Genomic DNA, 26,981 nt, shown 5'->3' with positions numbered 1-26,981 from the left:
CTCACACCACGCACACGACATCCCGGTGGTGGTGTGCGTGGCTTGAATCTGGACGCAGCACACGCGCACGGTAGATAAGACTGACAAAATCCCACCCGCCCCTTAATGCAGGACAAGCGTACTGTTAAAGTGGTTGGCACCGTCGACACGGCCCGTCGGCGGGAGAACTAAATCCCGGGAGTTGATGTGACCAGCAAAGATTCGGCGAATTCGTTCGGAGCCCGTGACACCCTCAAGGTCGGCGAAAAAAGTTACCAAATCTACCGTCTCGACGCCGTCCCCAACACCGAGAAACTCCCCTACAGCCTCAAGGTCCTTGCCGAAAACCTGTTGCGCAACGAGGACGGCGCCAACATCACCAGGGATCACATCGAGGCCATTGCGAACTGGGATCCCAAGGCGGAGCCCAGCATCGAGATCCAATACACGCCCGCCCGAGTCGTGATGCAGGACTTCACCGGCGTGCCGTGCATCGTCGACTTGGCGACCATGCGTGAGGCCATCGCTGATCTAGGTGGCAATCCGAGCAAGGTCAACCCGTTGGCGCCCGCAGACTTGGTGATCGACCACTCGGTGATCGCCGACCTGTTCGGACGGGCCGACGCGTTCGAGCGCAACGTCGAGATCGAGTACCAGCGCAACGGTGAGCGCTACCAGTTCCTGCGTTGGGGGCAGGGCGCGTTCGACGACTTCAAGGTGGTGCCGCCGGGCACCGGCATCGTGCACCAGGTCAACATCGAATACCTGGCGAGCGTGGTAATGGAGCGCGCAGACGCGCGGGGAACAGTGGTGGCGTACCCCGACACCTGTGTGGGCACCGACTCGCACACCACGATGGTCAACGGTCTCGGCGTCCTGGGCTGGGGCGTCGGTGGCATCGAGGCCGAGGCGGCCATGCTTGGTCAGCCGGTGTCGATGCTTATCCCCCGTGTCGTCGGCTTCAAGCTGACCGGCGAGATTCAGCCCGGTGTTACCGCTACCGACGTCGTGCTGACCGTCACCGAGATGCTGCGCAAGCACGGCGTCGTCGGCAAGTTCGTCGAGTTCTATGGCGAGGGTGTGGCCGAGGTGCCGCTGGCCAACCGTGCCACCCTCGGCAACATGAGCCCCGAATTCGGTTCCACCGCAGCGATTTTCCCGATCGACGACGAAACCATCAAGTACCTGCGGTTCACCGGTCGCAGTGCGGCGCAGGTGGCGCTGGTCGAGAGCTACGCCAAACGGCAAGGCATGTGGCACAACCCCAAGCACGAGCCCGCGTACTCGGAGTACCTCGAGCTCAACCTATCCGACGTGGTGCCATCGATCGCGGGGCCGAAGCGTCCGCAGGACCGAATCGCGTTGTCGGACGCCAAGTCCACGTTCCGCGAGCAGATCAGCGCGTACGTCGGTGACGGGTCAGCGCCCGACCAGCATTCCAAACTGGACGAGGTGGTCGAGGAAACGTTCCCGGCCAGCGACCCAGGACAACTCACGTTCGCCAACGACGACGTCGAGCTCGTGCACTCCGCCGCGGCGAACGCCGACGGCCGGGTTAGCAAGCCCGTACCGGTGAAAGCGCCAGAACTCGGCGAGTTCGTACTCGACCATGGCGCGGTGGTGATTGCCGCGATCACGTCGTGCACGAACACGTCCAACCCCGAGGTGATGTTGGGCGCAGCGCTGCTGGCCCGCAATGCCGTCGAAAAGGGCCTGTCCGCCAAGCCCTGGGTGAAAACGACGATGGCGCCCGGCTCCCAGGTGGTCAACGATTACTACGACAGGTCCGGCCTGTGGCCGTATCTGGAGAAGCTCGGCTTCTATCTGGTCGGCTACGGCTGCACCACCTGCATCGGCAACTCCGGCCCGCTGCCCGAGGAGATCTCGAAGGCGGTTAACGACAACGACCTTTCGGTGGCCGCCGTACTTTCGGGCAACCGGAACTTCGAAGGCCGCATCAACCCCGACGTGAAGATGAACTACTTGGCGTCGCCGCCGCTGGTGATCGCCTACGCGCTGGCGGGGACCATGGACTTCGACTTCGACAAGCAGCCGCTCGGCACAGACAAAGACGGCAACGACGTCTACCTCAAAGACATCTGGCCCTCGCAGCAGGATGTCTCCGACACCATCGCCTCGGCGATCAACCAGGAGATGTTCACCAAGAACTACGCCGACGTCTTCAAGGGCGACGAGCGCTGGCGCAACCTGCCGACCCCGAGCGGCAACACCTTCGAATGGGACGAGAATTCGACGTACGTGCGCAAGCCGCCGTACTTCGAGGGCATGTCCGCCGATCCCGAGCCGGTCGCCGACATCACCGGGGCCCGGGTGCTGGCGCTGCTCGGCGACTCGGTGACCACCGACCACATCTCCCCCGCCGGCGCCATCAAGCCGGGCACTCCGGCGGCGCAGTATCTCGACGAACATGGCGTGCAGCGCAAGGATTACAACTCCTTTGGGTCGCGGCGCGGCAACCACGAGGTGATGATTCGCGGCACCTTCGCCAACATCCGGCTGCGCAACATGCTGCTCGATGACGTGTCCGGTGGTTACACCCGCGACTTCACCCAGCCCGACGGCCCGCAGGCGTTCATCTACGATGCGGCGCAAAACTATGCGGCACAAAACATTCCGCTGGTTGTGCTGGGCGGTAAGGAATACGGGTCCGGCTCGTCGCGGGACTGGGCGGCCAAGGGCACATTGCTGCTGGGCGTCAGGGCGGTGATCGCCGAGTCGTTCGAGCGCATCCACCGTTCCAATCTGATCGGCATGGGCGTGATCCCGCTGCAATTCCCCGCAGGCAAGTCGGCCAAGGACCTAGGGCTGGACGGCACAGAGGTGTTCGACATCACCGGCATCGAAGCGCTCAACGACGGCAAGACGCCCAAGACGGTCAAAGTCACCGCCACCAAGGATGGTGGTACCACGACCGAGTTCGACGCCGTGGTGCGCATTGACACCCCTGGTGAGGCGGACTACTACCGCAATGGCGGCATCCTGCAGTATGTGCTGCGCAACATGCTCAAGTCGGGCTAACCCCAACTAAGCCGGTCGCTCGTGCCCAAGGTCAGCGAGGATCATCTGGCGGCTCGCCGCCGTCAGATCCTCGACGGCGCTCGCCGCTGTTTCGCCGAGTACGGTTACGACAAAGCCACCGTCCGGCGTCTGGAACAGGCGATCGGGTTGTCGCGCGGTGCGATCTTCCACCACTTTCGCGACAAGGACGCGCTGTTCTTTGCGCTGGCGCGCGAGGACGCCGAGCGGATGGCCGACGTCGCGTCCCGCGAGGGCCTCATCCAGGTGATGCGCGACATGCTGGCCGCCCCAGACCAATTCGATTGGCTGGCCACCCGGTTGGAGATCGCGCGCAAGCTGCGCAACGACCCCGAGTTCAGCCGCGGCTGGGCGGAGCGCTCCGCGGAACTGGCCGCGGCGACGACGGACCGCCTCCGCCGGCAGAAGGAGGCCAACCGGGTGCGCGACGACGTCCCGGGCGACGTGTTGCAGTGTTACCTGGACCTGGTGCTCGACGGATTGGTGGCCCGGCTGGCGTCCGGAGAAAACCTGCAACGGCTGTCCGCGGTCCTCGATCTGGTGGAAAACTCGGTGCGCCGCAACTAAATTCACCTATCGCGACCGGGCGCGGTGATTGGGGCCGCCCCGGCTACGCATGGTGGTACCGGACTCCCGCAGCATGCTGTGGACGGATCCGTAGGACCGGCCGGTGGTGGCAGCCAGATTGCGGATGCTGGCCCCACCCTCGTAGGCGTTGCGCAACTCGTTCAATAACTGCTCGCGGGTCTTCTTTGACTTCCGCATCGCTACCTCCACCCATGCCGTCGATCCCCGAGCACCTAGCGTAAGAACTTGCTGCCGCCAGCGGGCCGGATTGGGCGAAAACGCTTGCGGTTGCTCAGGCCAGCTCGATGAGATCCCGATACTCGTCGGACCAATAGTCCTCGGTGCCGTCAGGCAACAGCACGACGCGCTGCGGGTCCAGCGCCTCGGCGGCCCCGGGGTCGTGGGTCACCAGGACCACCGCGCCTTGATAGCTGCGCAGCGCGTCGAGCACTTGCTCACGCGACGCCGGGTCGAGATTGTTGGTCGGTTCGTCGAGCAGCAACACGTTGGCGGTGGACGCCACCAGGCCGGCCAGCGCGAGACGGGTCTTCTCTCCGCCGGACAGCGTGCCCGCCGGTTGGTCCAGCTGTGGGCCGCTGAACATGAATGCCCCCAACAGACCGCGCAGCTCCTGTTCACCGGATTCGGGTGCGGCGTGGCGGATGTTCTGCCAGACCGTGTCTTCGTTGTCGAGGGTGTCGTGTTCCTGCGCGAAGTAGCCGATCCGCAATCCGTGTCCCGGCTCTAACGCGCCGGCATCGGGTTGCTCGACGCCGGCCAGCAATCGCAGCAGGGTTGTCTTGCCGGCACCGTTGAGTCCCAGCACGACAACCCGAGAGCCGCGGTCGATGGCCAGATCGACGCCGGTGAATACCTCAAGCGATCCATACGTCTTGCTCAGCCCCTTGGCCACTAACGGAGTGCGGCCGCACGCGGCCGGGGTGGGGAATTTGATCCGGGCCACCTTGTCGGCGACGCGCTCTGCATCGAGCGCAGCCATCATCCGATCGGCACGACGCAACATGTTTTGGGCCGCAACGGCTTTGGTGGCCTTGGCGCCCAGCTTGGCGGCCTGGGTGCGCAGCGCGGCGGCCTTGCGTTCGGCGTTGGCGCGTTCCCGACGGCGCCGCTGCTCGTCGGTGGCACGGGCGTCGAGATACTTCTGCCAGCCCATGTTGTAGACATCGACCTCGCCTCGCACCGCATCTAGGAACCACACTCGGTTAACGACATCGGCGATCAGGTCCACGTTGTGGCTGATCATTACCAGCCCGCCGGTATGCGTCCGCAGGAAATCCCGCAGCCAGCCAAGCGAATCGGCGTCGAGGTGATTGGTCGGCTCGTCGAGCAGCAGCGTGGTGGATGAGCCCGCACCGGTGTCGGAAGCCGCGAAGAGAATGCGCGCCAGCTCCACCCGGCGGCGCTGACCACCGGACAGGGTGCGCAGCTGCTGGGTCAACACCCGTTCGGGCAGCCCGAGACTCGCGCAGATGCGGCCCGCCTCGCTTTCCGCGCCGTAGCCACCCAACGCGACAAACCGCTCCTCGAGCTGCCCGTAGCGACGAATCGCGCGGTCGCGCGCGTCGTCGTCGGCCACCTCGGCCATCAGCGCCTGCTGCTTCTCCAGATCGGTGAGCAATACGTCGAGTCCGCGCGCCGACAGCACCCGGTCGCGAGCCAGGATGTCGAGATCGCCCTCTTTGGGATCCTGTGGCAGATAACCGATTTCGCCGCTGCGGGCGACCGACCCGGCATAGGGTTGGCTCTCGCCTGCCAGGATGCGCAGCGTTGTGGTCTTGCCCGCACCGTTGCGTCCGACCAGCCCGATCCGATCACCGGGTTGCACGCGAAGGTCGGGGCCATCGGGTGAGAGCAGAATGCGCGCACCAGCGCGGACCTCGAGGTCCGTGGCAGTGATCACATTTGCTCCCTGGTGGCTATTTGTCGTCTGTGAAAACCGGTGGCCGCCGCTCTGCGCGCGCGGCAACCGCTTCTTCGAAGTTGGCGGTGAGCAGACGAACGAAAAGCTGTCCCAGGCCCTCGGCCTGCATATGCCCTTCCAAGCTGGCGGCGTCTAGTCCACCCCACAGCGTGCGTTTGGTCAACTCAATTCCCGGTCGCGAGAACGCCGCCATCCGGGCGGCGATGGCATAGCAGGTGTCCAGCAGCTGGCCTTCCGGCACCTGACACGACACCAACCCGATCCGTTCGGCTTCCTCGGCACTGACGTCCCGACCGGTCAGCATGATCTCGAACGCACGCGACGATCCGATGGCCCTGGGCAGCAGGTAGCTCAGCCCCAGTTCGCTGGAGGTCAATCCGTTGTTGATGCCGGCGGCGCGAAAGTAAGCGGTGGTCGAGGCCACCCTGATGTCTGCGGCCAGCGCCAGGCACAGCCCACCGCCGATCGCCGGGCCGTTCACCGCGGCGATCACCGGTTGGTGCAACCGGCGCAACGTCAAGATGACGTCGTCGAGCAACTCCATGGAACGCAGCGCGTAAGTCGGGCGGGTCAAATCCTCGACGTGAGGCACGGTGCCCGCAGACTTGTGATCTGCGCCCGAGGAGAACCCTCGACCCGCCCCGGTCAGCACAACCACGCGCACGGAGTTGTCGTAGGTGACCTTCTCGAGGGCCTCTTTGAGCGGCACCATGACGTCGAAAGCCATCGAATTCATCCGCTCGGGCCGGTTGAGGGTGATCAGCGCAATCTCGGGCCGAGGGTTTTCAACAAGGACCAAACTCACCCATGCAAGGTAGCCCAACCGCTACGGATGGCCTTAGGTGGCAGGTGCCGCCGCATCTTCTGGTACGTCGTATGCCTTGAGCTGCTGGACCAGATCCTCGAGAGCCGCTGCCGGCAGCGCTCCGGCCTGGTTGAACAACAGCTTGCCCTTCTTGAATGCCATCAGCGTGGGGATGGACCGGATCTGTGCGGCCGCGGCTAGCTCTTGCTCGGCTTCGGTGTCCACCTTGGCGAACACAACGTCGGGGTGCTTCTCCGAGGAAGCCTGGAACGTCGGCGCGAAGGCCTTACACGGGCCACACCAGGATGCCCAGAAATCGACGAGCACCATGTCATTGTCGTTGACGGTTTCATTGAACTGCGCAGCAGTCAGGTCTTGGGTAGTCACGCCACCCCTAACGCCGCGCAGCGCCGTTCTTGTTCCCGCATATTCACAGCAGGCCCCGCTGACCTGCCGGAGATTCGACCTTGAATTTGTATGTCCGAAGCTGCCGCACCAGGTTGTCCATGACCGCGGGATTGGCAATGCCGGCTTGCTTGAACACCAGCTTGCCCTTTTTGAAGGCCATCAATGTCGGCAGATACTGGACCTTAGCCATCTCGACCAGGTCCTTCTCGGTTTCGTAGTTGACCTTGGCATGCACGATGTCGAAGTGTTTGTTCGACGAGTTCGCGTAGGTCGGCGTGAACAAGTCACACGGCCCGCACAACGGTGCCCAGAAATAGACGAGCACGTTGTCGTTGGCGTCGATGGTTTGCTTGAAAACCGCCGCCGTCAGGTCCCGAGTAGCCACGGGTGGGAGCCTACGTCCGGGCTTGCGGAAACGCCCGAGTTTCAGCCCTCAGCGCACGTGCCCCGACAAGAATGGGCCGCGGCCCGCCACGACCGGTTGGTCAACAGACGCATGCCGTTGAGGGCCACCAGCACCGTGGATCCTTCGTGGCCGGCCACACCAAGCGGCAGCGGCAGGTGGCCAAACAGATCCCACAACACCAGGACCGTGATGAAGGTAGCCGCAATGGCCAGGTTGGCGGTCACGACCCGGCGAGCCTGCCGGGCCAGCCCAATCATCGTCGGGATGGTGTGCAGTTCGTCGCGCACGGTGACACCGTCGGCGGTCTGCAGGGTGAGGTCGGCTCCGGCGCCCATGGCCATCGACGTACGTGCCGCGGCCATCGCGGGGGCGTCGTTGACGCCGTCGCCGACGACGAGCACCCGGTGACCAACGGCCTGCAGACCGCGGACCGCTTCGACTTTCTGTTCCGGCAGCAATGCCGCGCGTACGTCGGTGATCCCGGCGTGCTGGGCAACCCGTCGGGCCGCGCGCCCGTTGTCTCCGGTTAACAGCACCGGCGGCGCCGCGGTCAACGCGGTCAGCGACGCGACGGACTCGGCGGCGTCGGGTCGAACCTGATCGGTGAGTCCGAGTACGCCAACCGCGACACCATTCAGTAGGACGATCGCCGCGGTTGCACCGGCCTCGAGGATCGGCGCCAGTTCGGGCACCGGCGCGCCTCGGTAGCCGTGTGGGCTGCAGACCTCGACAAAATCACGCCCCACGGTGGCACGTACCCCCCGGCCCGGCAGAGCGCGGAAGTCCTCGGCCGCTGGGACGGCGATGCCTCGGCTGCGAGCTTCGTCGACGATGGCCCGCCCAAGCGGATGTTCACTGGATTGCTCTGCGGCAGCGGCCAATTGGAGCAATCCAGCGACGCCGAGCGCCTCAGGCTTCAGCGGCTCCACGGTCGTCAGTTGCGGGATGCCGCAAGTCAGCGTGCCGGTCTTGTCCAGCGCGACAATGCTGGTGTCAGCGAGGCGCTCGACCACCACCGCGGACTTGACCAATACCCCGTGCCGGCCCGCGTTGGCGATCGCCGAAAGCAGCGGCGGCATGGTGGCCAGCACCACGGCGCACGGCGACGCCACAATCATAAAAGTCATGGCGCGCAACAATGTTGGCTGCAACGGGGCGCCCATCAGCAACGGGATGGTGACAAGAGCAAGCGTGGCGGCCACCACGCCAACGGAGTAGCGCTGCTCGATCTTCTCGATGAACAGCTGGGTCTTGGCCTTGGTCGCCGACGCTTTGGCCACCAGTTCGACAATGCGGGCGACCACGGTCTGTGACGGGTCACGGGTGACCACCAGCTGCAGCACCCCTGATCCGTTCACGGTGCCCGCAAACACCTCGTCACCACTGTCCTTGGTCATCGGCATCGATTCGCCGGTGATCGAGCATTGGTCGACGTCAGAGGAGCCCGATATCACCACCCCATCGGCGGGTATCCGCTCTCCGGGTCGTATCACCACCCGGTCACCGATCACCAGCTCACTGGCCGGCACCGCGCGCTCGTTGCCGTCGCCTTCGATCACCACGGCCCAATCGGGCGCGAGGTCCAACAACCCTTTGACCGAGTCTGCGGTGTGTTTGGTGGCAACGTCGTCGAGCGCGCCAGACGTCGCGAAAATTACGATCAGTAGCGCGCCGTCGAAGATCTGTCCGATCGCGACCGCGCCGATCGCGGCGACGATCATGAGCAGGTCGACGTCAAGGGCCTTGTTCCGCAACGCTTGTGCGCCGGCCCACGCCGAACCCCACCCACCCGCGAGGTAGCAAGCCAGATACAGCGTCCACCACACCGACTCGGGCGCGCCGCTGCCCTGCGCCGCCAGGCCAGCTAGGAACAGCGCCAGCGCGACCGCCGCCCAGCGCACCGACACCACTGACCACAGCGCGGCCCGCCAGCTCAACGGTTGGGAGATCGTTCTTGGAGCGCGGTCGAAAGTAGCCTCTGGAGCAGTCACTTCGAAAGCGGTCAAAGTCATTCCGGCGGCCTCACGACAGGGGTGGGAGTGCGTCAGGATGAACCGAGTCTAGGGATGCAGCGACCGCCAAATATCTCGTTTGCATTGCGGTATGCGATTGAATTGGTCACTGGCACAACGCAAATTGATTTCCGCGCCGGTTTGCGCAACTCATCCTGAAACGGGTGACGAATGGGTAACTATTGCTGACGAATCACGATAAGATTCATTCCGTCGCTGACGCTTCACAGGGGAGGTACGGGATGTCGTTCGTGGTTGCCAATACGGAGCTGTTATCGGGTGCGGCCCAGAACTTGGCTCGCGTCGGTTCGATGCTTAGCGAGGCTAATTCGGCGGCGGCGGCCCAGACGACCGCGGTGGCGGCCGCGGGCGCCGATGAGGTGTCGGCCGCCGTCGCGGCGTTCTTCGCCGCACACGGCCAAAGTTTTCAGGTGGCGAGCGCTCAGGTCGCGGCGTTTCACAGCGACTTCGTGCGAAGCCTCTCCGGCGGCGCCCAGGCGTACGCCGCCGCGGAGGCCACCAACTTCGGTGCCTTCCAGCCGATCGCGGACTTTATCAATGCGCCCGCGCTAGCGCTGTTCAACCGTCCGTTTATCGGTAACGGAGCCGATGGCACCGCGGCGAGCCCGAACGGCCAGGCCGGCGGGATCCTGTTCGGCAATGGCGGCAACGGCTTCTCGCAATCCGCCATGGGGGTGGCCGGCGGCAGCGGCGGGGCCGCCGGATTGCTCGGCAATGGCGGGAACGGCGGCAATGGCGGAGCGGGCGCGGGCGGCGGTAATGGCGGCGCTGGCGGGTGGCTGTACGGCAACGGTGGTGTCGGCGGCATCGGCAGCTCCGGAGGCATCGGTGGCTCTGCCTTGTTGTTCGGCGCGGGCGGCGCCGGCGGCGCCGGCGCTCCCGGGGGAGTCGGCGGCGTCGGCGGAAACGGCGGATTCCTTTACGGCAATGGCGGCGTCGGCGGCGCCGGCCCCGCCGGGGGCGCTGCGGGTGGTCGGGCCTGGTTACTAGGCGACGGAGGCGCGGGCGGGAATTCCCTCTCCTTCGGCAACGGCGGGAGTGGCGGCAACGGCGGGTTCCTGTACGGCAGCGGCGGTGACGGCGGCGACGGCGGAACGACCAGTAACGGCGGGATCGGCGGCCAGGCCGGATTGATCGGTAACGGCGGGGCCGGTGGCGACGGCGGGACGGTGATCGGCGATGGCGGCAACGGCGGCAATGCGCTGTTGATCGGCAACGGCGGTGACGGAGGCGACGCCTTCGGTCTTCTTAACACGCCCGGCACCGGCGGCCAGCGCGGGCTGCTGTTCGGCATAAACGGCGCGAACGGCACGTAGTAGCAGCCCTACCTACGGTTGCGTACATTTTCTCCACTCGGCGAGACTGTTCCCGATCAAAAGCCGATCAGCCGAGGTTGAAGGGAATCGAATTGGGGCACTACATCGCCAACGTCCGCGATCTCGAATTCAACCTGTTCGAAGTTCTTGATGTAGGCGCCGTCCTCGGTACGGGCCGGTACAGCGATCTGGATGCCGACACCGCCCGCACCATCCTGTCCGAGGCCGCTCGCTTGGCCGAAGGCCCGATCGCCGAATCGTTCGCCTTCGCCGACCGCAATCCACCGGTGTTCGACCCCGCCACTCACTCGATCAGCGTGCCGGACGAACTGGTCAAGACGGTGCAAGCGATCAAGGACGCGGAGTGGTGGCGGCTGGGTCTGGCCGAAGAGATCGGTGGCATGGCCGCGCCGCCGCCCCTCACCTGGGCCGTCAACGAAATGATCTTTTGCGCCAATCCGTCTGCGTGCTTCTACCTCTTGGGACCGGTGATGGCCCATGCGCTCTTCATTGAGGGCGACGAACAGCAGCGCCAGTGGGCGGCCAAGGGTATAGAGCGTGGCTGGCAATCCACCATGGTGCTCACCGAACCCGATGCGGGCTCCGATGTGGGTGCGGCCCGCGCAAAGGCCATTGAACAACCCGATGGCACCTGGCATATCGAGGGCGTCAAGCGGTTCATCTCCGGCGGAGACGTCGGCGAAACCTGCGAGAACATCTTCCATCTCGTGTTGGCCCGCCCCGAGGGCGCCGGTCCGGGTACCAAGGGCTTGAGTCTGTTCTACGTACCCAACTTTCTCTTCGACCCCGAGACTTTAGAACTCGGGCCGCGCAACGGGGTCTACGTCACCGGGCTTGAGCACAAAATGGGCCTGAAGTCCTCCCCCACGTGTGAATTGACTTTCGGCGCAACCGATGTGCCGGCCGTTGGTTACCTGGTCGGTGGTGTGCACAACGGGATCGCGCAGATGTTCACCATCATCGAGCACGCCCGCATGACGATCGGCGTCAAGTCCGCGGGCACCCTGTCCACGGGCTATCTGAACGCGCTGGCCTATGCCAAGGAGCGGATACAGGGTGCGGATCTGACCCAGATGACCGACAAGACCGCGCCGCGGGTCACGATCATGCGTCATCCCGACGTGCGTCGCAGCCTGATGACCCAGAAAGCCTACGCCGAGGGTCTGCGGGCGCTGTATCTGTATGCCGCCGCACATCAGGATGACGATGTGGCCCAACGTGTTTCGGGCGCGGATCACGATATGGCGCACCGCGTCGACGATCTGCTGCTGCCGATCGTCAAAGGGGTGGGCTCGGAACGGGCCTACGAAATCCTGACCGAGTCGCTGCAGACCCTGGGTGGCTCGGGTTTCTTGGTCGACTATCCCATTGAGCAGTACATCCGCGACGCCAAGATCGATTCGCTGTACGAGGGCACCACTGCCATCCAGGCGCTGGACTTCTTCTTCCGCAAGATCGTGCGCGACCACGGCCAGGCACTGCAGCATGTGCTGACTCAGATCAGTCACACCATCGAAAACATCGATGAATCGCTGAAGCCACAAGCCGAGTTGCTACAAACCGCACTCGACGATTTCACGGCGATGACCGGCGCGCTAACCGGATACCTGATGTCCGCCGCGCAAAATTCCACCGACATCTACAAGGTGGGGCTCGGATCGGTGCGATACCTGCTGGCCGTTGGCGACCTGCTCATCGGCTGGCGACTGCTGGTTCAAGCCAATGTCGCCCGCGCCGCTTTGGCGAATGAGCCCTCGAAGAGCGACGAGTCGTTTTACCAAGGCAAGATTGCGGTCGCGTCGTTCTTCGCCAAAAACATGCTGCCGAAACTGAGCGGAGTGCGCACCGTAATCGAATCCATTGACGACGAGATCATGCGCGTCTCCGAGGACGCGTTCTGACGGGGCTTCCCGATCAGACGGTGAAACCGAGCGCGCGGAGTTGCTCACGCCCGTCATCGGTAATCTTGTCCGGGCCCCACGGCGGGTTCCAGACCCAGTTGATGCGGATGTCGTTGACCAGACCGCTGCCGACCAACGCGCTGCGCGACTGGTCCTCAATGACATCGGTGAGCGGGCACGCCGCAGATGTCAGGGTCATGTCGATCAGCGCGACGGTTCCCTCGTCGCCCTCTTCCAGGTCGAGGCCGTAGACCAGTCCCAGATCGACGACGTTGATCCCCAGCTCCGGGTCGACGACGTCGCGCATCGCCTCCTCGACGTCGGCGAGCAATTCTTCATCCGGCGCGGTCGTCTCGCTCATCGGTAACCTCCTCGACAGCAGCGCTGGCCTGAGCCAGCGCATCCTTAAAAGCCATCCAGCCGAGCAACGCGCATTTCACCCGAGCCGGGTACTTGGCCACCCCGGCGAACGCGACCCCGTCGCCCAGCACATCCTCGTCCCCCGCAACGGTGCCGCGCGAGGACACCATTTCAGTAAACGCCGAAATGATCTGCAACGCCTCGGGCACGCTCCGGCCGATCACCTGCTCGGTGAGCACGGAGGTCGACGCCTGACTGATCGAACAGCCCTGGCCGTCGTAGGAAACGTCTGCGACGATTTCGCCGTCGTCCGACAAGGCGACCCGCAGGGTGACCTCGTCGCCGCAGATCGGGTTGACGTGGAAGACCTGCGCGCCGAATGGCTCACGCAGCCCGCGGTGCTGCGGGTGCTTGTAGTGGTCCAGGATCACGTCCTGGTAGATCTGCTCGAGTCGCAAATTCAGGATCTCCCAAAGAAGTCCAGCGCCCGTCGCACACCGGCGACCAACCGATCGACCTCGCCTACGGTGTTGTACACCGCGAACGACGCGCGCGCGGTGGCCGCCAGCCCGAACCTGCGGTGCAGTGGCAATGCGCAGTGGTGCCCGACCCGCACGGCGACGCCGTCGTCGTCGAGCACCTGCCCCACGTCGTGCGCGTGCACGCCGTCGACGACGAATGCCACCGGCGAGCCGCGGTTTTCCATTGATGTGGGCCCGATGATCCGGACGCCGTCGATACCGGACAGGCCCTCGATGGCCGCGGCAACGAGCTCGCGTTCGTGTGCTTCGACAGCGTCCATGCCAATCCCGCCGAGATAGCGTGCGGCGGCGGCCAACCCGACCACCTGGGAGGTCATCGGGGTTCCTGCCTCGAATCGCTGCGGGGCCGACGCGTAGGTGCTGGCTGCCATGGTCACGGTCTCGATCATCGATCCACCGGTGAGGAACGGTGGCATCTGTGCTAGCAGCTCACGGCGGCCGTACAGCACGCCGATCCCGTTGGGGCCCAGCATTTTATGTCCGGAGAACGCGGCGAAGTCGACGCCCAAGTCGTGCAGGTCGACCGGCTGGTGCGGGACCGACTGGCAGGCGTCCAGGACGGTCAGCGCGCCAGCGGCTTTGGCTCGGGAAACCAGTTCTGTTACCGGCGCCAGGGCGCCCGTCACATTGGAGTGATGGGTGAACGCAACGACTTTGACGCGTTCGTCCAGCTCGAGCGAATCAAGATCGATACGACCTTCGTCGGTGACGCCATACCAGCGCAGCGTGGCCCCAGTACGCCGGGCGAGCTCCTGCCACGGGACCAGGTTGGCGTGGTGCTCCAGCTCGGTGGTGACAATGACCTCACCGGGTCCGACGGCACCCTCGAACCGCTTGTCGCCCAACACATATGACACCAAGTTGAGCGACTCCGTGGCGTTCTTGGTGAATACCAGCTCGTCCGCGTCGGCGCCGACGAACGCCGCGATGTCCGCACGGCCCTGCTCGTAGGCGTCGGTCGCCTCTTCCATCAGCTGGTGCGCGCCACGGTGCACCGCGCCGTTGGACGTGACGAGAAAGTCGCGCTCCGCGTCGAGCACCTGCAACGGTCGCTGCGACGTCGCACCGGAATCCAGGTACGCCAGCTGATTTCCGCCGCGCATCACGCGCTTGAGAATGGGGAAATCGGCGCGGATCGCCGCAACGTCTATTAGTGGCGACCGACGGCCTAATGAGACAGTCATGGTCCCGCCCCCGCGGCCGCTTGGGTGAAGCGTACGTAGCCGTTCTGCTCGAGTTCGTCGGCGAGCTCTGAACCGCCGGATTCGGCGATGCGGCCCCCGACGAACACGTGGACGTACTCCGGATGGATGTAGCGCAGGATGCGGGTGTAATGCGTGATCAACAGGATGCCGCCGTGCTCGGATTGCGCGTAGCGGTTCACCCCCTCGCTGACCACTCGCAACGCGTCAACGTCCAAACCGGAGTCGGTTTCGTCGAGGATGGCGATCTTGGGCTTGAGCAGCTCCAGCTGCAGGATCTCGTGGCGCTTCTTCTCGCCGCCGGAAAACCCTTCGTTGACGTTGCGGTCGGCGAACGCCGGGTCGATGTCGAGGGCCGACATCGCGGCCTTGACCTCTTTGACCCAGTGCCGCAGCTTCGGTGCCTCGCCGCGGATGGCGGTCGCCGCCGAGCGCAGGAAGTTCGACACCGAGACGCCAGGCACCTCGACGGGGTACTGCATGGCCAGAAACAGTCCGGCACGCGCGCGCTCGTCGATGCTCATCTCTAGGACGTCGGCACCATCCAACGTGATGGATCCCGACGTCACCCGATACTTCGGGTGACCGGCGATGGCATACGACAGCGTGGACTTGCCGGAGCCGTTGGGGCCCATCAACGCATGTGTCTCACCGGATTTCACGGTCAGGTCGACGCCGTTGAGGATCGGAATCTCGCGTTCGGTGTCGGCGGCGTTGGGGTTCTCAACGCTGACGTGCAGGTCCTTGACTTCCAAAGTCGTCATGAGGCTAGTGATCTCGATTCCGTTGCCTTTGATTCTGTGATGGCTAGTTCGTGTTCGATGGCTGCGGTCAGGCGGTCGCGTATCTCGGGGACCGCGATCTTGGAGATGATCTCCCCGAAGAAGCCGCGGACCACCAGCCGGCGGGCCTGCTCTTCGGGGATACCGCGAGAGCGGAGATAGAAGAGCTGCTCGTCGTCGAAACGTCCGGTGGCACTGGCGTGTCCGGCGCCGACGATCTCGCCGGTCTCGATCTCCAAGTTGGGCACCGAGTCGGCACGCGCGCCGTCGGTGAGCACCAGGTTGCGGTTCACCTCGAAGGTGTCGGTTCCGATGGCTTCGGCGCGGATCAGCACGTCGCCAATCCAGACGGTGTGCGCGTCGGGCAGCGACGAGTCCGGATCTCCTTGCAGCGCACCCTTATACAGCACATTCGATTTGCAGTTGGGGTGAGCGTGGTCGACCAGCAGCCGCGATTCCAGGTGCTGGCCGTCGTCGGCGAAGTATAGGCCCAGCAGTTCGGCGTCGCCGCCGGTTGCCGCGAACCGCAGGTTGGCCGACATTCGGACCAGCTCGCCTCCCAGCGTGACGGTGACATGGCGCAGTACGGCGTCCTTGCCGAGGCGGGCGTGGTGGGCGCTGAGGTGCACCATGTCGTCGGCCCAGTCGGCGATCCACACGACGGTGAGCCGGGCCGCGTCGTCGACGACGAATTCGACGTTGTCGGCGTAGGTTCCGCTCCCCCGGTGATCGATCACCACGACCGCCTCGCCGAGCTCGTCGACCCGGATCTGTAAATGCCCGTAGGCCATCGCACCCTCGCCGGGACCGGTGACTACGACGTTCACCGGCTCGGCGATCTGCGTGTCGCGTCCGACGGTAACCAGCGTCGCCGAGTTGAACGACGAAAACGCCTGGGCGGCAACCCGGTCGGCTGGAACGCCGCCCTGCCCGAGCCGCTCGTCGCCGCGGCGCACGGTTTCGACGCGCACCCCGGGTTGTTCGCCGACCGTGATTTGGGCGCTCCCGGTGGCCTTGGCCGAGCCGTCGTGCAGGCCGCGCAGCCGCCGCAGCGGGGTGAACCGCCAGAGCTCGTCGCGGCCGTGCGGAACTTCGAAAGCGTCGACGTCGAAGGAGGCGAACAGCTCTCCTTTGTTCAGTGCGGTGATCCGAGACCCCTCGACGGATGCGGTCAGGTCCTGAGCCGTCATCCGACCGCGCCCTCCATCTGCAGCTCGATCAGCCGGTTGAGCTCAAGCGCGTATTCCATGGGCAGTTCCTTGGCGATCGGCTCGACGAAGCCGCGCACCACCATCGCCATCGCCTCGTCCTCGGTCAGCCCGCGACTCATCAAGTAGAACAGCTGGTTCTCGCTGACCTTCGACACGGTGGCCTCGTGGCCCATCGTGACGTCGTCCTCGCGGATGTCGACGTACGGGTAGGTGTCGCTGCGGCTGATCGTATCGACCAGCAGCGCATCGCATTTCACGCTCGACTTAGAGCCATGCGCACCCTTGTTCACCTGGACCAGGCCGCGGTAGGACGTGCGGCCGCCGCCGCGTGCCACCGACTTGGACACGATGTTGCTCGACGTGTTCGGCGCCAGATGCAGCATCTTGGCGCCGGTGTCCTGGTGCTGGTCTTCGCCGGCGAACGCCACCGAAAGCACCTCACCCTTGGCGTGCTCACCGGTCATCCAGACCGCCGGGTACTTCATGGTCACCTTGGACCCGATGTTGCCGTCGATCCACTCCATCGTCGCGCCGGCTTCAGCGCGGGCCCGTTTGGTGACCAGGTTGTAGACGTTGTTCGACCAGTTCTGGATGGTGGTGTAACGCACGCGCGCATGCGGTTTCACGATGATCTCCACCACCGCCGAGTGCAGTGAGTCCGACTTGTAGATCGGCGCAGTGCAGTTGTGTACCGCGAATCCGTAAGCGAGGTAGCTGTCGGGCGCCTCGACGTCCAGGTTGTAGACAGGCTCGTGTGCCTCCCGGACCGTTCGTTTCTTGATCGGGACAGCGAAGTAGTCGCCGCAGTCGCGGGCCTGCTTAGGGCCGCCGCCGCCTTCTGTCCACTGGACCTGGTAGAGGTCCTTGCGAATCACGTTGCGGCCCTGGATCACAACCGGACCTGCCGGCCTGCGCAGCTCGACCGTTGCGTAGTGACCCAGCCGCGCCAGGATGGACTGTAGCTGGAAGGCCCAGACGCGTGATGTGGTGTGTACCCGCTTCCACAGCGCACCCCCGCGCCGGATCACATTGCCGTCGCCATTCACGTAGGCGTCGACCAGCTCGCGCAGGAACGTCTCGTCCTGGCGCATCAACAGATCCGACAGCTTCTTGTTTGACGATCCGACCCCCACGTTGTCGCGCATCGCGGCATAGCCCGCCTTCGTGTAGACGGTGACGCGCGCCGAATGCTTGTGCTCCTCGATCAACACCGAGCCCGACTTCTCGTACAGCGACTTGCATGCTTGCCGCACGTCCTCGACGTACTCGAACTCGTCGCTGTGGAACGAGAAGATCAGCGACTCACAGTTATTGGTGAGGCACGCGTGGCCTTCGGCCAGGTAGTAGCCCGCGAGCCGCGCGAACTCGAGCGGCAGCACCGTCTTGTGTGGGATCGGCTTCGGCTTGGGGTAGATCAGGAAGTCACCCTCGGCTACATCCGTGGCCGCGATCCATCGCGGCTCGGCACTACGGAGCTTGGCGCTGTTGACTTCCGCCTTCCACCCGTTGCGCTCCTTGCGGGCGACACGCACTTCATCACGCGGAATGACAAGCAACGGATGCTCCGCCGTGACGGAGAATCTGTTGGCGGGCGACATCGGCGTGAAGGTGAACAGCTCGCCGTTGAGGTCGCGCACCTGCACGGCGGTGACGCGGTGCGCTCGTCCGTCGTGGCCCGTGACAGAGTCGCCGACGCGGATCGATTCGATGGGCCGCAGGTCCCCGTCGGCGGTCGTGATGAGCTCACCAGCGGGTAGGCAGCCCTCGACATAGTGCACGTAAGCGCCTTCGTCGGCGATGATCAGCGTCCGTTCGAACTGCCCCATGTTCTCGGTGTTGATTCGGAAGTAGGCCTGCAGCGGGATGTCGACGTGCACGCCCGGCGGGACGTAAATAAACGACCCGCCACTCCACACAGCTGTGTTCAGCGCAGAGAACTTATTATCGCCGGCTGGAATTACAGTTCCGAAGTACTGCTTGAAGATTTCCGGATGTTCCCGCAAACCAGTATCAGTGTCTAAGAATATGACTCCCTGAGCCTCTAAATCCTCTCTGATCTGGTGGTAAACAACCTCGCTCTCGTATTGTGCGGCTACTCCAGCAACTAGTCTTTGCTTCTCAGCTTCCGGAATTCCAAGCTTGTCGTAGGTATTGCGAATATCCTCTGGCAAATCATCCCAACTCGCGGCCTGCTTTTCGGTAGACCGCACGAAGTACTTGATGTTGTCGAAATCGATGCCCTCAAGGTTGGAACCCCACTTCGGCATGGGCTTGCGCTCGAAGATGCGCAGCGCCTTCAGCCGGTTCTGCAGCATCCATTCGGGCTCGTTCTTCTTCGCGGAGATGTCACGGACCACCGCCTCGGACAGCCCGCGCTGTGCGCTGGCGCCCGCGACGTCGGAGTCCGCCCAGCCGTAGCCGTACCTGCCCAGGGAGGCGATCGCTTCTTCCTGGGTCAGCGGCTCGGCCGGAGCCTTCGTGGACTCTGGCGTGAGTGTCATGCGGATGCTCCTTTGATGCTCGTGGTGTCGCGACGCGGGCTGGGCGCCGGTGTCAGTGGTACGTGGGTGGTGCAGGCGCAGTCACCGTTGACGATGGTCGCCAGCCTTTGCACATGGGTTCCGAGAACCTCGGCCATGGCCTGCTGCTCGGTTTCGCACAGCTCGGGGAACTCCTCGGCGACATGCGATACCGGGCAGTGATGCTGGCAGATCTGCACCCCGTGGATCGGCCCGCCGACCCGGGTGGTGGTGGCAACATAGCCGGCTTTGGTCAGCGCGCCGGCGACCCGCTCGGCGGCCGCCTCCACTGCGGCGTCGTCGGCGCCGTCGGCCGCCTCGACGCCGGCCAAGATCGAGTCGATACGCCGCCGCGCAAACGTCCGAACCGCTTCCTCGCCGCCGATCTCCCGCAACTGCCGCATGGCGGCGGACGCCAGGTCGTCGTAGGAATGGTCGAGCTTGGCCCGGCCGTTCGCGGTCAGCCGGTAACGCTTGGCGGGCCGACCGCGTCCCACCTGCTGCCAGGCCGCAGCGGCCACGGATTCGGCGTCACCTGCATCGATCAGCGCATCTAGATGACGCCGCACGCCCGCCGCCGACAGGCCCAGCCGGTCGCCGATCTCGCCAGCGGTGATCGACCCGGATTCCAGCAACAAGCGCACCACCGCGCGGCGGGTGTGGCCATCCGTCCCCGCAGCAGCGGCTGCAGGCATGGCAGCATCCACGTCGGATCGGATTTTCACAACACCAGTGTGACGCAATTCCGGAAATCGGTCTAGCAAGGGTGCCCTCACGTGACGAGCGCAACAGCGGTTCGGCGCCATGCCGTTAGGCTGCACTGATGGCAGCCCGCCACCACTCGCTGAGCTCATCGATCGCCAGCTTGCACGGTGACGAGACGGCGGTGGGCTCGCCGCTGAACGCCACCGAGCTCACCGCACTTGCCCGCACTCGACTCTTTGGCGCCACCGGAACCGTCCTGATGGCCATCGGCGCCCTGGGTGCCGGGGCCCGGCCCGTCGTCCAGGACCCCACCTTTGGGGTTCGGTTGCTGAATCTGCCGTCGCGGATCCAAACGGTGTCGTTGACGATGACCACCACCGGGGCGGTCATGATGGCGCTGGCTTGGTTGATGCTGGGGCGGTTCGCGTTGGGCAAAAGGCGGATGTCGCGTGGCGAGCTGGACCGCACATTGGTGTTGTGGATGCTGCCGCTGCTGATCGCCCCGCCGATGTACAGCAAGGACGTCTACTCCTACCTGGCCCAGAGCCAGATCTCGCTGGAGGGACTTGACCCCTACCGGGTGGGTCCGGCGTCCGGCTTGGGTCTCGGCCACGTATTCACACTTTCGGTCCCCAGCCTGTGGCGGGAGACGCCGGCACCCTATGGCCCGTTGTTCTTGTGGATTGGACGCGGAATCTCCGCGCTGACCGGGGAGAACATCGTCGCCGCCGTGCTCTGCCACAGGTTGGTGGTCCTGGTCGGGGTGGCTCTGATCGTGTGGGCGACGCCGCGGCTGGCGCGGCGTTGCGGGGTCGCCGAAGTCAGCGCGCTGTGGCTAGGGCCGGCCAATCCGCTGCTGTTTATGCACCTGGTCGCCGGTATCCACAACGAGGCGTTGATGCTCGGGCTGATGCTGACCGGCGCCGAATTCGCGCTGCGCGGCATCGATGCTGAACGCCTGAAGCCCGCATCGTGGCGGCCCGGCTCGGATTGGGAACCGGTGGTCATGCTGGTGGGGGGTTCGATCCTGATCGTGTTGTCGTCACAGGTGAAACTGCCCTCCCTGCTGGCACTGGGCTTTGTGACGATGGCGCTCGCCTACCGCTGGGGGGGCAACCTGCGGGCGCTGCTGCTGGCCGGGGGCGGCATGACGGGGCTGTCGCTGGCGGTGATGGCCATCGTCGGCTGGGCCAGTGGGCTCGGATTCGGCTGGATCTTCACGCTCGGCACCGCGAATGTGGTGCGCAGCTGGATGTCCCCGCCGACGCTGCTGGCGCTGGGCACCGGGCAAGTAGGGATTCTGCTGCGCCTGGGCGATCACACCACCGCCGTGCTGTCGCTGACCCGTGGCATCGGCGTGCTGATCATCACGGTGATGGTCTGCTGGCTGTTGCTGGCCGTCTTCCGCGGCCGGCTGCACCCGATCGGTGGCCTTGGGGTCGCACTCGGCATCACTGTGCTGCTGTTTCCCGTGGTACAGCCCTGGTATCTGCTGTGGGCCATCATCCCGCTGGCCACCTGGGCCAGCCGCACGGGATTTCGAGTAGCGGCCATCATGGTCACCCTCATCGTCGGCATCTTCGGTCCGACAGCCAACGGTGACCGCTTCGCGCTGTTCCAGATCGTTGATGCCACGCTGGCCAGCGCCACCACCGTCGTGGTGCTCATCGCGCTGACGTACACGCGGTTGCCATGGCGACCGCTGCCGGAGAATGGCGACGTGAATCAGCCAGCGGTCATGGATGGGGAGGCGGCAACCGAAGCGCCGGAGACCCGGACGGCCACCCCTCGTCCCAAGGCCGCGTCCGACGCCTACGCTGATTCCACGTGAGCCGCGGCAAAGTCCCCGACATCGTCATGCGGCTACGCGGGGTATGTAAGCGGTACGGGTCGCTGACCGCCGTCTCCACCCTCGATCTCGACGTGCACGCCGCCGAAGTGATGGCGCTACTGGGCCCAAACGGAGCCGGGAAGACGACGACCGTCGAGATGTGCGAGGGCTTTGTCCGCCCGGACGCCGGGACAATCGAGGTGCTCGGCCTGGACCCGATCGCTGACAATGCGCGCCTGCGGACGCGCATTGGTGTGATGTTGCAGGGCGGCGGCGGCTATCCGGCGGCGCGCGCCGGCGAAATGCTGAACCTGGTGGCGTCCTACGCCGCCGATCCCCTTAACCCGCAATGGCTCTTAGCCACATTGGGCCTTACCGAGGCCGCACGCACTACGTATCGCCGGCTCTCCGGTGGGCAGCAGCAACGGCTGGCGCTGGCCTGTGCCCTGGTCGGCCGTCCCGAACTGGTGTTTCTGGACGAGCCGACGGCAGGCATGGACGCCCATGCGCGGCTGCTGGTGTGGGAGTTGATCGACGCATTGCGACGCGACGGCGTAACGGTGGTGCTGACCACCCACCAGCTCAAGGAGGCAGAGGAGCTCGCCGACCGGCTGGTCATCATCGACCACGGAGTGACGGTGGCCGCGGGCACACCCGCGGAGTTGATGCGCAGCGGCGCGAAAGACCAGTTGCGGTTCACCGCGCCGCCGCGTCTTGACCTGTCGTTGTTGGCCTCCGCTTTGCCGGAGGACTACAAGGCCACCGAGGTGACACCGGGCGAGTACCTGGTCGAGGGCCCGGTGGACCCGCAGGTGCTAGCGACGGTGACGGCGTGGTGTGCGCAAATCGACGTACTGGCCACCGATATGCGCGTCGAGCAGCGCAGCCTCGAGGACGTGTTCCTCGATCTCACCGGCAGGAGGTTGCGACAGTGACTCTTGACAAGGCGGTCGGCGCACCGTTCCCCGCGGGCACCTTCACCCCGGATCCACGTCCCAACACGGTGCCCAGAATGCTTGCCGCACAGTTCAATTTGGAATTGAAACTGCTCTTGCGCAACGGCGAGCAATTGCTCTTGACGATGTTCATCCCGATCACGCTGCTGGCCGGACTCACGCTGCTGCCGCTGGGATCGTTCGGCCCGCACCGCGCCGCCACGTTCGTTCCGGTGATCATGGCGCTCGCGGTGGTTTCCACCGCATTCACCGGACAGGCCATCGCGGTCGCCTTCGATCGTCGTTACGGGGCTCTGAAACGGCTGGGGGCCACCCCGCTGCCGGTCTGGGGAATCATCGCCGGCAAGTCGCTGGCAGTGGTCGCCGTGGTGTTCTTGCAGGCAATTATCTTGGGCGCCATCGGGTTTGCGCTCGGCTGGCGACCGGCGCTGGCCGCCCTGGCGTTGGGCGCGGCGGTCATCGCGCTGGGCACCGCGGGCTTTGCGGCGCTCGGCTTGCTGCTCGGCGGCACCCTGCGCGCCGAGATCGTCCTGGCGGTCGCCAACCTGATGTGGTTCGTGTTCGCCGGGTTCGGCGCTTTGACCCTCGAGACCACCATGATCCCGGCCGCGGTCAAGTGGGCTTCCCGGCTCACCCCGTCGGGCGCGCTCACCGAAGCGCTGTCGCGGGCGATGACCCTGTCGGTGGACTGGTTCGGGCTCGTCGTCCTGGTGGTATGGGGCGCCGTGGCCGCGCTGGCCGCGCGGCGCTGGTTCCGGTTCACCTGACACGGGCGCGGTCCGTCGCGACACTCACACCACGCACCCGACACACCGACGCCAGTGTGCGTGGTTTCAGTTTGGGCGCACGGTCCCTACTACAAGGCGTAGTTTTTCGTGTCTTACGATCGGGCGGTGACCGTCGAACGAGGGTTGTTGAGGTTGGTGGACCTGCTCCCCCACCCCAGCCTGCGCGTCCAGCGGATCATTGCCGCAGCCGTCATCCTCACCCAAGGCGGCATCGCGGTCACCGGTGCGATTGTCCGCGTCACCGCGTCGGGTCTGGGCTGCCCCACCTGGCCAGAGTGCTTTCCGGGCAGCTTTACCCCGGTTACGGTCGCCGAGGTGCCGCGGATCCACCAGGCCGTCGAGTTCGGCAACCGAATGATCACCTTCGCGGTAGTGATCACCGCGGTACTGGCCGTGTTGGCCGTCACCCGAGCGCGCCGGCGCCGCGAGGTGGTGGTCTATGCGTGGCTGATGCCGGCATCCACGGTCGTGCAGGCGGTGATCGGTGGCATCACCGTGCGCACCGGGCTGCTGTGGTGGACGGTCGCCATCCACCTGCTGGCATCGATGACGATGGTGTGGCTGTCGGTGTTGCTCTACGTCAAGGTCGGCGAACCCGACGACGGAGTCGTGCAGCCGCGGGTAGCCAGGCCGCTGCGGATGCTTACCGCCTTGAGTGCGCTGAACCTGGCCGCGGTGTTGGTCACGGGCACGCTGGTGACCGCAGCGGGCCCGCATGCCGGCGACCGAAGCCCGACGCGGACGGTGCCGCGGCTGAAAATCGAGATCGTCACCCTGGCGCACATGCATTCCTCGCTGCTGGTCTCCTACCTCGCACTGCTGGTCGGGTTGGGGTTCGGGCTGCTGGCGGTGCATGCCGCGCGAGCGATAATGCTGCGGCTCGCCGTGTTGCTCGCGCTGGTTTTCGCACAGGCCGCCGTCGGCACCACGCAGTACTTCACCGGCGTGCCCGCCGCCCTGGTCGCCGTGCACGTGGCCGGCGCCGCGGCATGCACAGCGGCTACCGCCGCACTATGGGCGTCGATGCGAGAACGGGTCGAGCCCGAGACATCTTGCGGCGCTTCATAATTCAGCACCTCGGTCCCTGCACAACGGTTGGGGGACGCGCCGTTCCGCCGATTGGCGGACACAAACCCTCGACGAGTAGCGGATATGCACCGCAGGGATTGTGCAGACAAACTGGCTTATGGCATCAAGAGATAGTCAGGAACACCGATGAGCGTCAACGTTGTACAGAATCAGGGGGCGCTTGCTGAGCGGGCGTTCACAGTGACCCAGTTGGAGCTGGCCGTATGGCTTTCGCAGCAAAGCTCAGCGGTGTCGGTTCCGCAGTTGCTCAGCGAGCAGGTCAACCACACTCCCGAGGCGATCGCACTGGCTGTTGCGGGGAACCCATGGACCTACCGCGAGCTCGAGGAAGCCGCCAACCGACTTGCCCACCTCCTCGCGGCACACCGCGTGGGTCTCGGCGATGTGATCGCCCTGCTGTTTGACGCATCAGCCCAAGCGATCATCGCGATGTTGGCCGCGTGGAAGGTCGGGGCCGTCTGCCTGTCCATCGACTCAACTTTGCCCGATGCCCAGGTGGCGTCCCTGCTCGACGACGCCGCGCCCTCAGCCGCGATCACCACCACCGCACAGGCCACTCGACTCGCCGACCACCACCTGCTCGTCATCGACATCGACGACCCCGTCGTCAACACCTCCTACCCCGCCCACGCACTGCCGCACCCCAACCCCGACAACATCGCCTACATCTTCCCGTCGGACACCAGCCGAGCAGTTGCATCCACTTCGGTGTGGGAGATCTGGGCGGCACTACTACAACCGCCTACCTAATCGCCCCATCCGAATTAGCGTCGGCCCGAGAACGGTTCTTCGCCCCTGGCGGATCTTGCTACAACCCTCGATGCCGGAACGGGCCGAGCCCCAGTCGCTCGAGCGCCGACTCGACGCACAGCACGAACTGGCGTTGTCGAGCGACGCGCGTTGCCCTGTCCAGCACGGCCCAGCCCAACGATGGGGCAACCAAATCCAGGCACACCACTCGCGCATCGCCCGGCTCGCCGGCTACGTCGACGCGGGCATAGAGCAATTCGGGTGCGCCGATGCCTACCTGATCGGCAGCCGCCTCGAGCGCGGCCCGTCCCAAGTCCCACAGCTGGAAATCCGGATCTATCGCTGCCCCCGGGGTAAACCCGTGCGACGCCACACCGCCGAAAAAGACCAGCGCCGTCTTACCGGCTGCCGCGCGGTGCTCGTGCCCGCCGACAGCCGGCGTCGACCCGAACAACGTCGGCACGTTGGCACGCTCGAGGTCACGCAGGTATCGGGTGTCGACATTCCAGGCGATGGCCTCGGGCGGGTTGAGCAGGCTGGGCACGCGCCTGGTCCACCGCAAGAACTCGTTCAGCCGGTCCGGGTAGTCCCTCGTTGCGCGCAGGATCACCAGGTCGGCGCGGATGGTCTCCGGGTCATCCCAGGACAACCACCGCGCATGCAACCCTCGCCTGCGCAGCGCGGCCACCAGCCCCGCATCGTCGCCGTCACCGGCGATTTGCTGCGGCCAACCCGCCAACACGATGCGGGGATGGAAGACGTCCGGGCGGGCGAGCTTCATGGTCGGGCATGATAGCCACGTGCACGCAATCGAAGTCAGCGAAACCGGCGGCCCAGACGTCCTGCGTTACGTCGAAAGGCCGCAACCCGAACCCGGCCCTGGCGGGCTGCTGATCAAGGCCGAGGCCATCGGCGTCAACTTCATCGACACCTACTTCCGCACGGGGCAGTACCCACGTCCGCTGCCGTTCGTCATCGGCTCCGAGGTATGCGGCACAGTAGCCGAGATTGGCGAGGGGGCCGAAAGCGGCTTCAACGTGGGCGATCGGGTAGTCAGCGCCTCAGCGAACGGCGGATACGCCGAATACGCCAGTGCGCCAGCAATTTTGACGGCGAAGGTGCCGGACGGCGTCAGCTCCGAAGTGGCGGCCTCGGTGCTGCTGAAAGGACTGACGGCCCACTACCTGCTGAAGTCGGTGTATCCGGTGCAAACCGGCGACACCGTGCTGGTGCACGCTGGCGCCGGCGGCGTCGGGTTGATCCTGACGCAATGGGCCGCTCACCTCGGCGTGCGGGTGCTCAGCACCGTCTCGACGGACGAAAAGGCGCGGCTGTCCAAGGACGCCGGTGCCAACGAAGTGCTCCGCTACCCTGAGGACGCCGCCCAGTTCGGCGGCAAGATCCGTGAGCTAACCGGAGGCGTCGGGGTGCAAGCGGTGTACGACGGTGTGGGCGCAACCACGTTCGATGCCAGCCTGGCCAGCCTGGCCGTTCGCGGCACCCTGGCCCTATTCGGCGCCGCCAGCGGGCCCGTCCCACCGGTCGATCCGCAGCGCCTCAACGCCGCCGGCTCGGTGTATCTCACCCGGCCCTCGCTGTTCCACTTCATCCGTACCGGCGATGAGTTCAATTGGCGGGCTACTGAACTGTTCGACGTGCTTGGCAGCGGAGCCGTCAAGAGCGAAGTCGGCGGTCGCTATCCGCTGGCCGACGCGGCCCAGGCCCATAAGGATCTGCAAAGCCGAAAAACGGCCGGATCAATCGTTCTCATCCCCGCTTGAATTCGGAGCAGCCGTTAAGGGGACAGCGGA

The 26,981-nt window shown here is 65.2% G+C and carries 24 protein-coding genes; 10 read left to right on the top strand and 14 right to left on the bottom strand.

All coding sequences use genetic code 11. The features are described from left to right. The first annotated feature begins 186 nt into the window (after positions 1 to 186). The gene (locus AADZ78_RS11220) at positions 187 to 3,018 is read left to right on the top strand and encodes an aconitate hydratase (protein WP_085252199.1); all 2,832 of its coding nucleotides are present in this window, start codon (positions 187 to 189) and stop codon (positions 3,016 to 3,018) included. 21 nt (positions 3,019 to 3,039) lie between these two features. After that, on the top strand, positions 3,040 to 3,603 hold the full coding sequence (locus tag AADZ78_RS11215; protein ID WP_085252198.1) for a TetR/AcrR family transcriptional regulator: 564 nt from the start codon (positions 3,040 to 3,042) through the stop codon (positions 3,601 to 3,603). 6 nt (positions 3,604 to 3,609) lie between these two features. On the opposite strand, the gene AADZ78_RS29025 is transcribed toward AADZ78_RS11215, so the two are convergent. The 6 genes from AADZ78_RS29025 to AADZ78_RS11185 all read right to left on the bottom strand — a co-directional run bounded on the left by AADZ78_RS29025 (position 3,610) and on the right by AADZ78_RS11185 (position 9,176). Beyond that, positions 3,610 to 3,801, bottom strand: a complete 192-nt coding sequence (locus tag AADZ78_RS29025) for a helix-turn-helix domain-containing protein (RefSeq protein ID WP_085252197.1) — start codon at positions 3,799 to 3,801, stop codon at positions 3,610 to 3,612. A 94-nt stretch (positions 3,802 to 3,895) separates the two neighbouring features. Next, entirely contained in the window at positions 3,896 to 5,524 is a 1,629-nt protein-coding gene (locus tag AADZ78_RS11205; protein WP_085252196.1) for an ABC-F family ATP-binding cassette domain-containing protein, read from the bottom strand. A gap of 16 nt (positions 5,525 to 5,540) precedes the next feature. After that, on the bottom strand, positions 5,541 to 6,368 hold the full coding sequence (locus AADZ78_RS11200) for an enoyl-CoA hydratase (RefSeq protein ID WP_204080568.1): 828 nt from the start codon (positions 6,366 to 6,368) through the stop codon (positions 5,541 to 5,543). A gap of 15 nt (positions 6,369 to 6,383) precedes the next feature. Beyond that, positions 6,384 to 6,737 carry a thioredoxin gene (trxA, locus tag AADZ78_RS11195; RefSeq protein WP_085252194.1) on the bottom strand — a complete coding sequence of 118 codons (354 nt, stop codon included), beginning with the start codon at positions 6,735 to 6,737 and terminating at the stop codon, positions 6,384 to 6,386. 43 nt (positions 6,738 to 6,780) lie between these two features. Beyond that, positions 6,781 to 7,143, bottom strand: a complete 363-nt coding sequence (locus AADZ78_RS11190) for a thioredoxin family protein (protein WP_085252193.1) — start codon at positions 7,141 to 7,143, stop codon at positions 6,781 to 6,783. A gap of 41 nt (positions 7,144 to 7,184) precedes the next feature. After that, positions 7,185 to 9,176: a heavy metal translocating P-type ATPase gene (locus AADZ78_RS11185; protein ID WP_085252192.1), complete on the bottom strand. Its 1,992-nt coding sequence runs from the start codon at positions 9,174 to 9,176 to the stop codon at positions 7,185 to 7,187. A gap of 242 nt (positions 9,177 to 9,418) precedes the next feature. On the opposite strand from AADZ78_RS11185, the gene AADZ78_RS11180 reads away from it, so the two are divergent. Beyond that, positions 9,419 to 10,513, top strand: a complete 1,095-nt coding sequence (locus AADZ78_RS11180) for a PE family protein (protein WP_085252191.1) — start codon at positions 9,419 to 9,421, stop codon at positions 10,511 to 10,513. 92 nt (positions 10,514 to 10,605) lie between these two features. Further along, positions 10,606 to 12,435, top strand: coding sequence for an acyl-CoA dehydrogenase (locus AADZ78_RS11175; RefSeq protein WP_085252229.1), 1,830 nt, complete (start codon positions 10,606 to 10,608; stop codon positions 12,433 to 12,435). 13 nt (positions 12,436 to 12,448) lie between these two features. On the opposite strand, the gene AADZ78_RS11170 is transcribed toward AADZ78_RS11175, so the two are convergent. The 7 genes from AADZ78_RS11170 to AADZ78_RS11140 are packed head-to-tail and all read right to left on the bottom strand — an operon-like array spanning position 12,449 to position 19,857. Further along, positions 12,449 to 12,796, bottom strand: a complete 348-nt coding sequence (locus tag AADZ78_RS11170; protein WP_085252190.1) for a metal-sulfur cluster assembly factor — start codon at positions 12,794 to 12,796, stop codon at positions 12,449 to 12,451. Beyond that, the gene (sufU, locus tag AADZ78_RS11165) at positions 12,771 to 13,259 is read right to left on the bottom strand and encodes a Fe-S cluster assembly sulfur transfer protein SufU (RefSeq protein WP_085252189.1); all 489 of its coding nucleotides are present in this window, start codon (positions 13,257 to 13,259) and stop codon (positions 12,771 to 12,773) included. The genes AADZ78_RS11170 and sufU overlap by 26 nt, the downstream gene beginning before the upstream one ends. Continuing rightward, positions 13,256 to 14,521, bottom strand: a complete 1,266-nt coding sequence (locus tag AADZ78_RS11160) for a cysteine desulfurase (protein WP_085252188.1) — start codon at positions 14,519 to 14,521, stop codon at positions 13,256 to 13,258. The genes sufU and AADZ78_RS11160 overlap by 4 nt, the downstream gene beginning before the upstream one ends. Continuing rightward, positions 14,518 to 15,303 (bottom strand): Fe-S cluster assembly ATPase SufC, encoded by a 786-nt coding sequence (gene sufC, locus AADZ78_RS11155; protein ID WP_085252187.1) that lies wholly within the window; start codon positions 15,301 to 15,303, stop codon positions 14,518 to 14,520. Before sufC ends, AADZ78_RS11160 begins: the two co-directional genes overlap by 4 nt. Beyond that, positions 15,300 to 16,511: a Fe-S cluster assembly protein SufD gene (sufD, locus tag AADZ78_RS11150; protein ID WP_085252186.1), complete on the bottom strand. Its 1,212-nt coding sequence runs from the start codon at positions 16,509 to 16,511 to the stop codon at positions 15,300 to 15,302. Before sufD ends, sufC begins: the two co-directional genes overlap by 4 nt. Then, positions 16,508 to 19,033: an intein-containing Fe-S cluster assembly protein SufB gene (gene sufB, locus AADZ78_RS11145; RefSeq protein ID WP_085252185.1), complete on the bottom strand. Its 2,526-nt coding sequence runs from the start codon at positions 19,031 to 19,033 to the stop codon at positions 16,508 to 16,510. The genes sufD and sufB overlap by 4 nt, the downstream gene beginning before the upstream one ends. Then, positions 19,030 to 19,857 (bottom strand): helix-turn-helix transcriptional regulator, encoded by an 828-nt coding sequence (locus AADZ78_RS11140; protein WP_085252227.1) that lies wholly within the window; start codon positions 19,855 to 19,857, stop codon positions 19,030 to 19,032. Before AADZ78_RS11140 ends, sufB begins: the two co-directional genes overlap by 4 nt. A gap of 17 nt (positions 19,858 to 19,874) precedes the next feature. On the opposite strand from AADZ78_RS11140, the gene mptB reads away from it, so the two are divergent. The 5 genes from mptB to AADZ78_RS11115 all read left to right on the top strand — a co-directional run bounded on the left by mptB (position 19,875) and on the right by AADZ78_RS11115 (position 25,170). Further along, positions 19,875 to 21,587, top strand: a complete 1,713-nt coding sequence (gene mptB, locus AADZ78_RS11135; protein WP_085252184.1) for a polyprenol phosphomannose-dependent alpha 1,6 mannosyltransferase MptB — start codon at positions 19,875 to 19,877, stop codon at positions 21,585 to 21,587. A 26-nt stretch (positions 21,588 to 21,613) separates the two neighbouring features. Next, on the top strand, positions 21,614 to 22,522 hold the full coding sequence (locus tag AADZ78_RS11130) for an ABC transporter ATP-binding protein (RefSeq protein ID WP_085252228.1): 909 nt from the start codon (positions 21,614 to 21,616) through the stop codon (positions 22,520 to 22,522). A 77-nt stretch (positions 22,523 to 22,599) separates the two neighbouring features. Further along, positions 22,600 to 23,310, top strand: a complete 711-nt coding sequence (locus tag AADZ78_RS11125) for an ABC transporter permease (RefSeq protein WP_239656432.1) — start codon at positions 22,600 to 22,602, stop codon at positions 23,308 to 23,310. Positions 23,311 to 23,418: 108 nt separating this feature from the next. Continuing rightward, positions 23,419 to 24,399: a COX15/CtaA family protein gene (locus AADZ78_RS11120; RefSeq protein ID WP_372510613.1), complete on the top strand. Its 981-nt coding sequence runs from the start codon at positions 23,419 to 23,421 to the stop codon at positions 24,397 to 24,399. 147 nt (positions 24,400 to 24,546) lie between these two features. After that, positions 24,547 to 25,170: an AMP-binding protein gene (locus AADZ78_RS11115; protein WP_085252182.1), complete on the top strand. Its 624-nt coding sequence runs from the start codon at positions 24,547 to 24,549 to the stop codon at positions 25,168 to 25,170. Between the two features lie 58 nt (positions 25,171 to 25,228). Here AADZ78_RS11115 and AADZ78_RS11110 read toward each other — a convergent pair whose 3' ends face one another. Continuing rightward, the gene (locus AADZ78_RS11110) at positions 25,229 to 25,951 is read right to left on the bottom strand and encodes a hypothetical protein (protein WP_085252181.1); all 723 of its coding nucleotides are present in this window, start codon (positions 25,949 to 25,951) and stop codon (positions 25,229 to 25,231) included. 19 nt (positions 25,952 to 25,970) lie between these two features. Here AADZ78_RS11110 and AADZ78_RS11105 point away from each other — a divergent pair, with 19 nt between their 5' ends. Next, positions 25,971 to 26,951: a quinone oxidoreductase family protein gene (locus AADZ78_RS11105; RefSeq protein WP_139828925.1), complete on the top strand. Its 981-nt coding sequence runs from the start codon at positions 25,971 to 25,973 to the stop codon at positions 26,949 to 26,951. Positions 26,952 to 26,981: the final 30 nt, after the last annotated feature.

The sequence above is a fragment of the Mycobacterium riyadhense genome, from assembly GCF_963853645.1.
In the GTDB taxonomy this organism is placed as follows: domain Bacteria; phylum Actinomycetota; class Actinomycetes; order Mycobacteriales; family Mycobacteriaceae; genus Mycobacterium; species Mycobacterium riyadhense.
The sequence above is the reverse complement of the archived record's forward strand: the minus strand, read 5'-3'. Positions and strand labels throughout refer to the sequence as shown.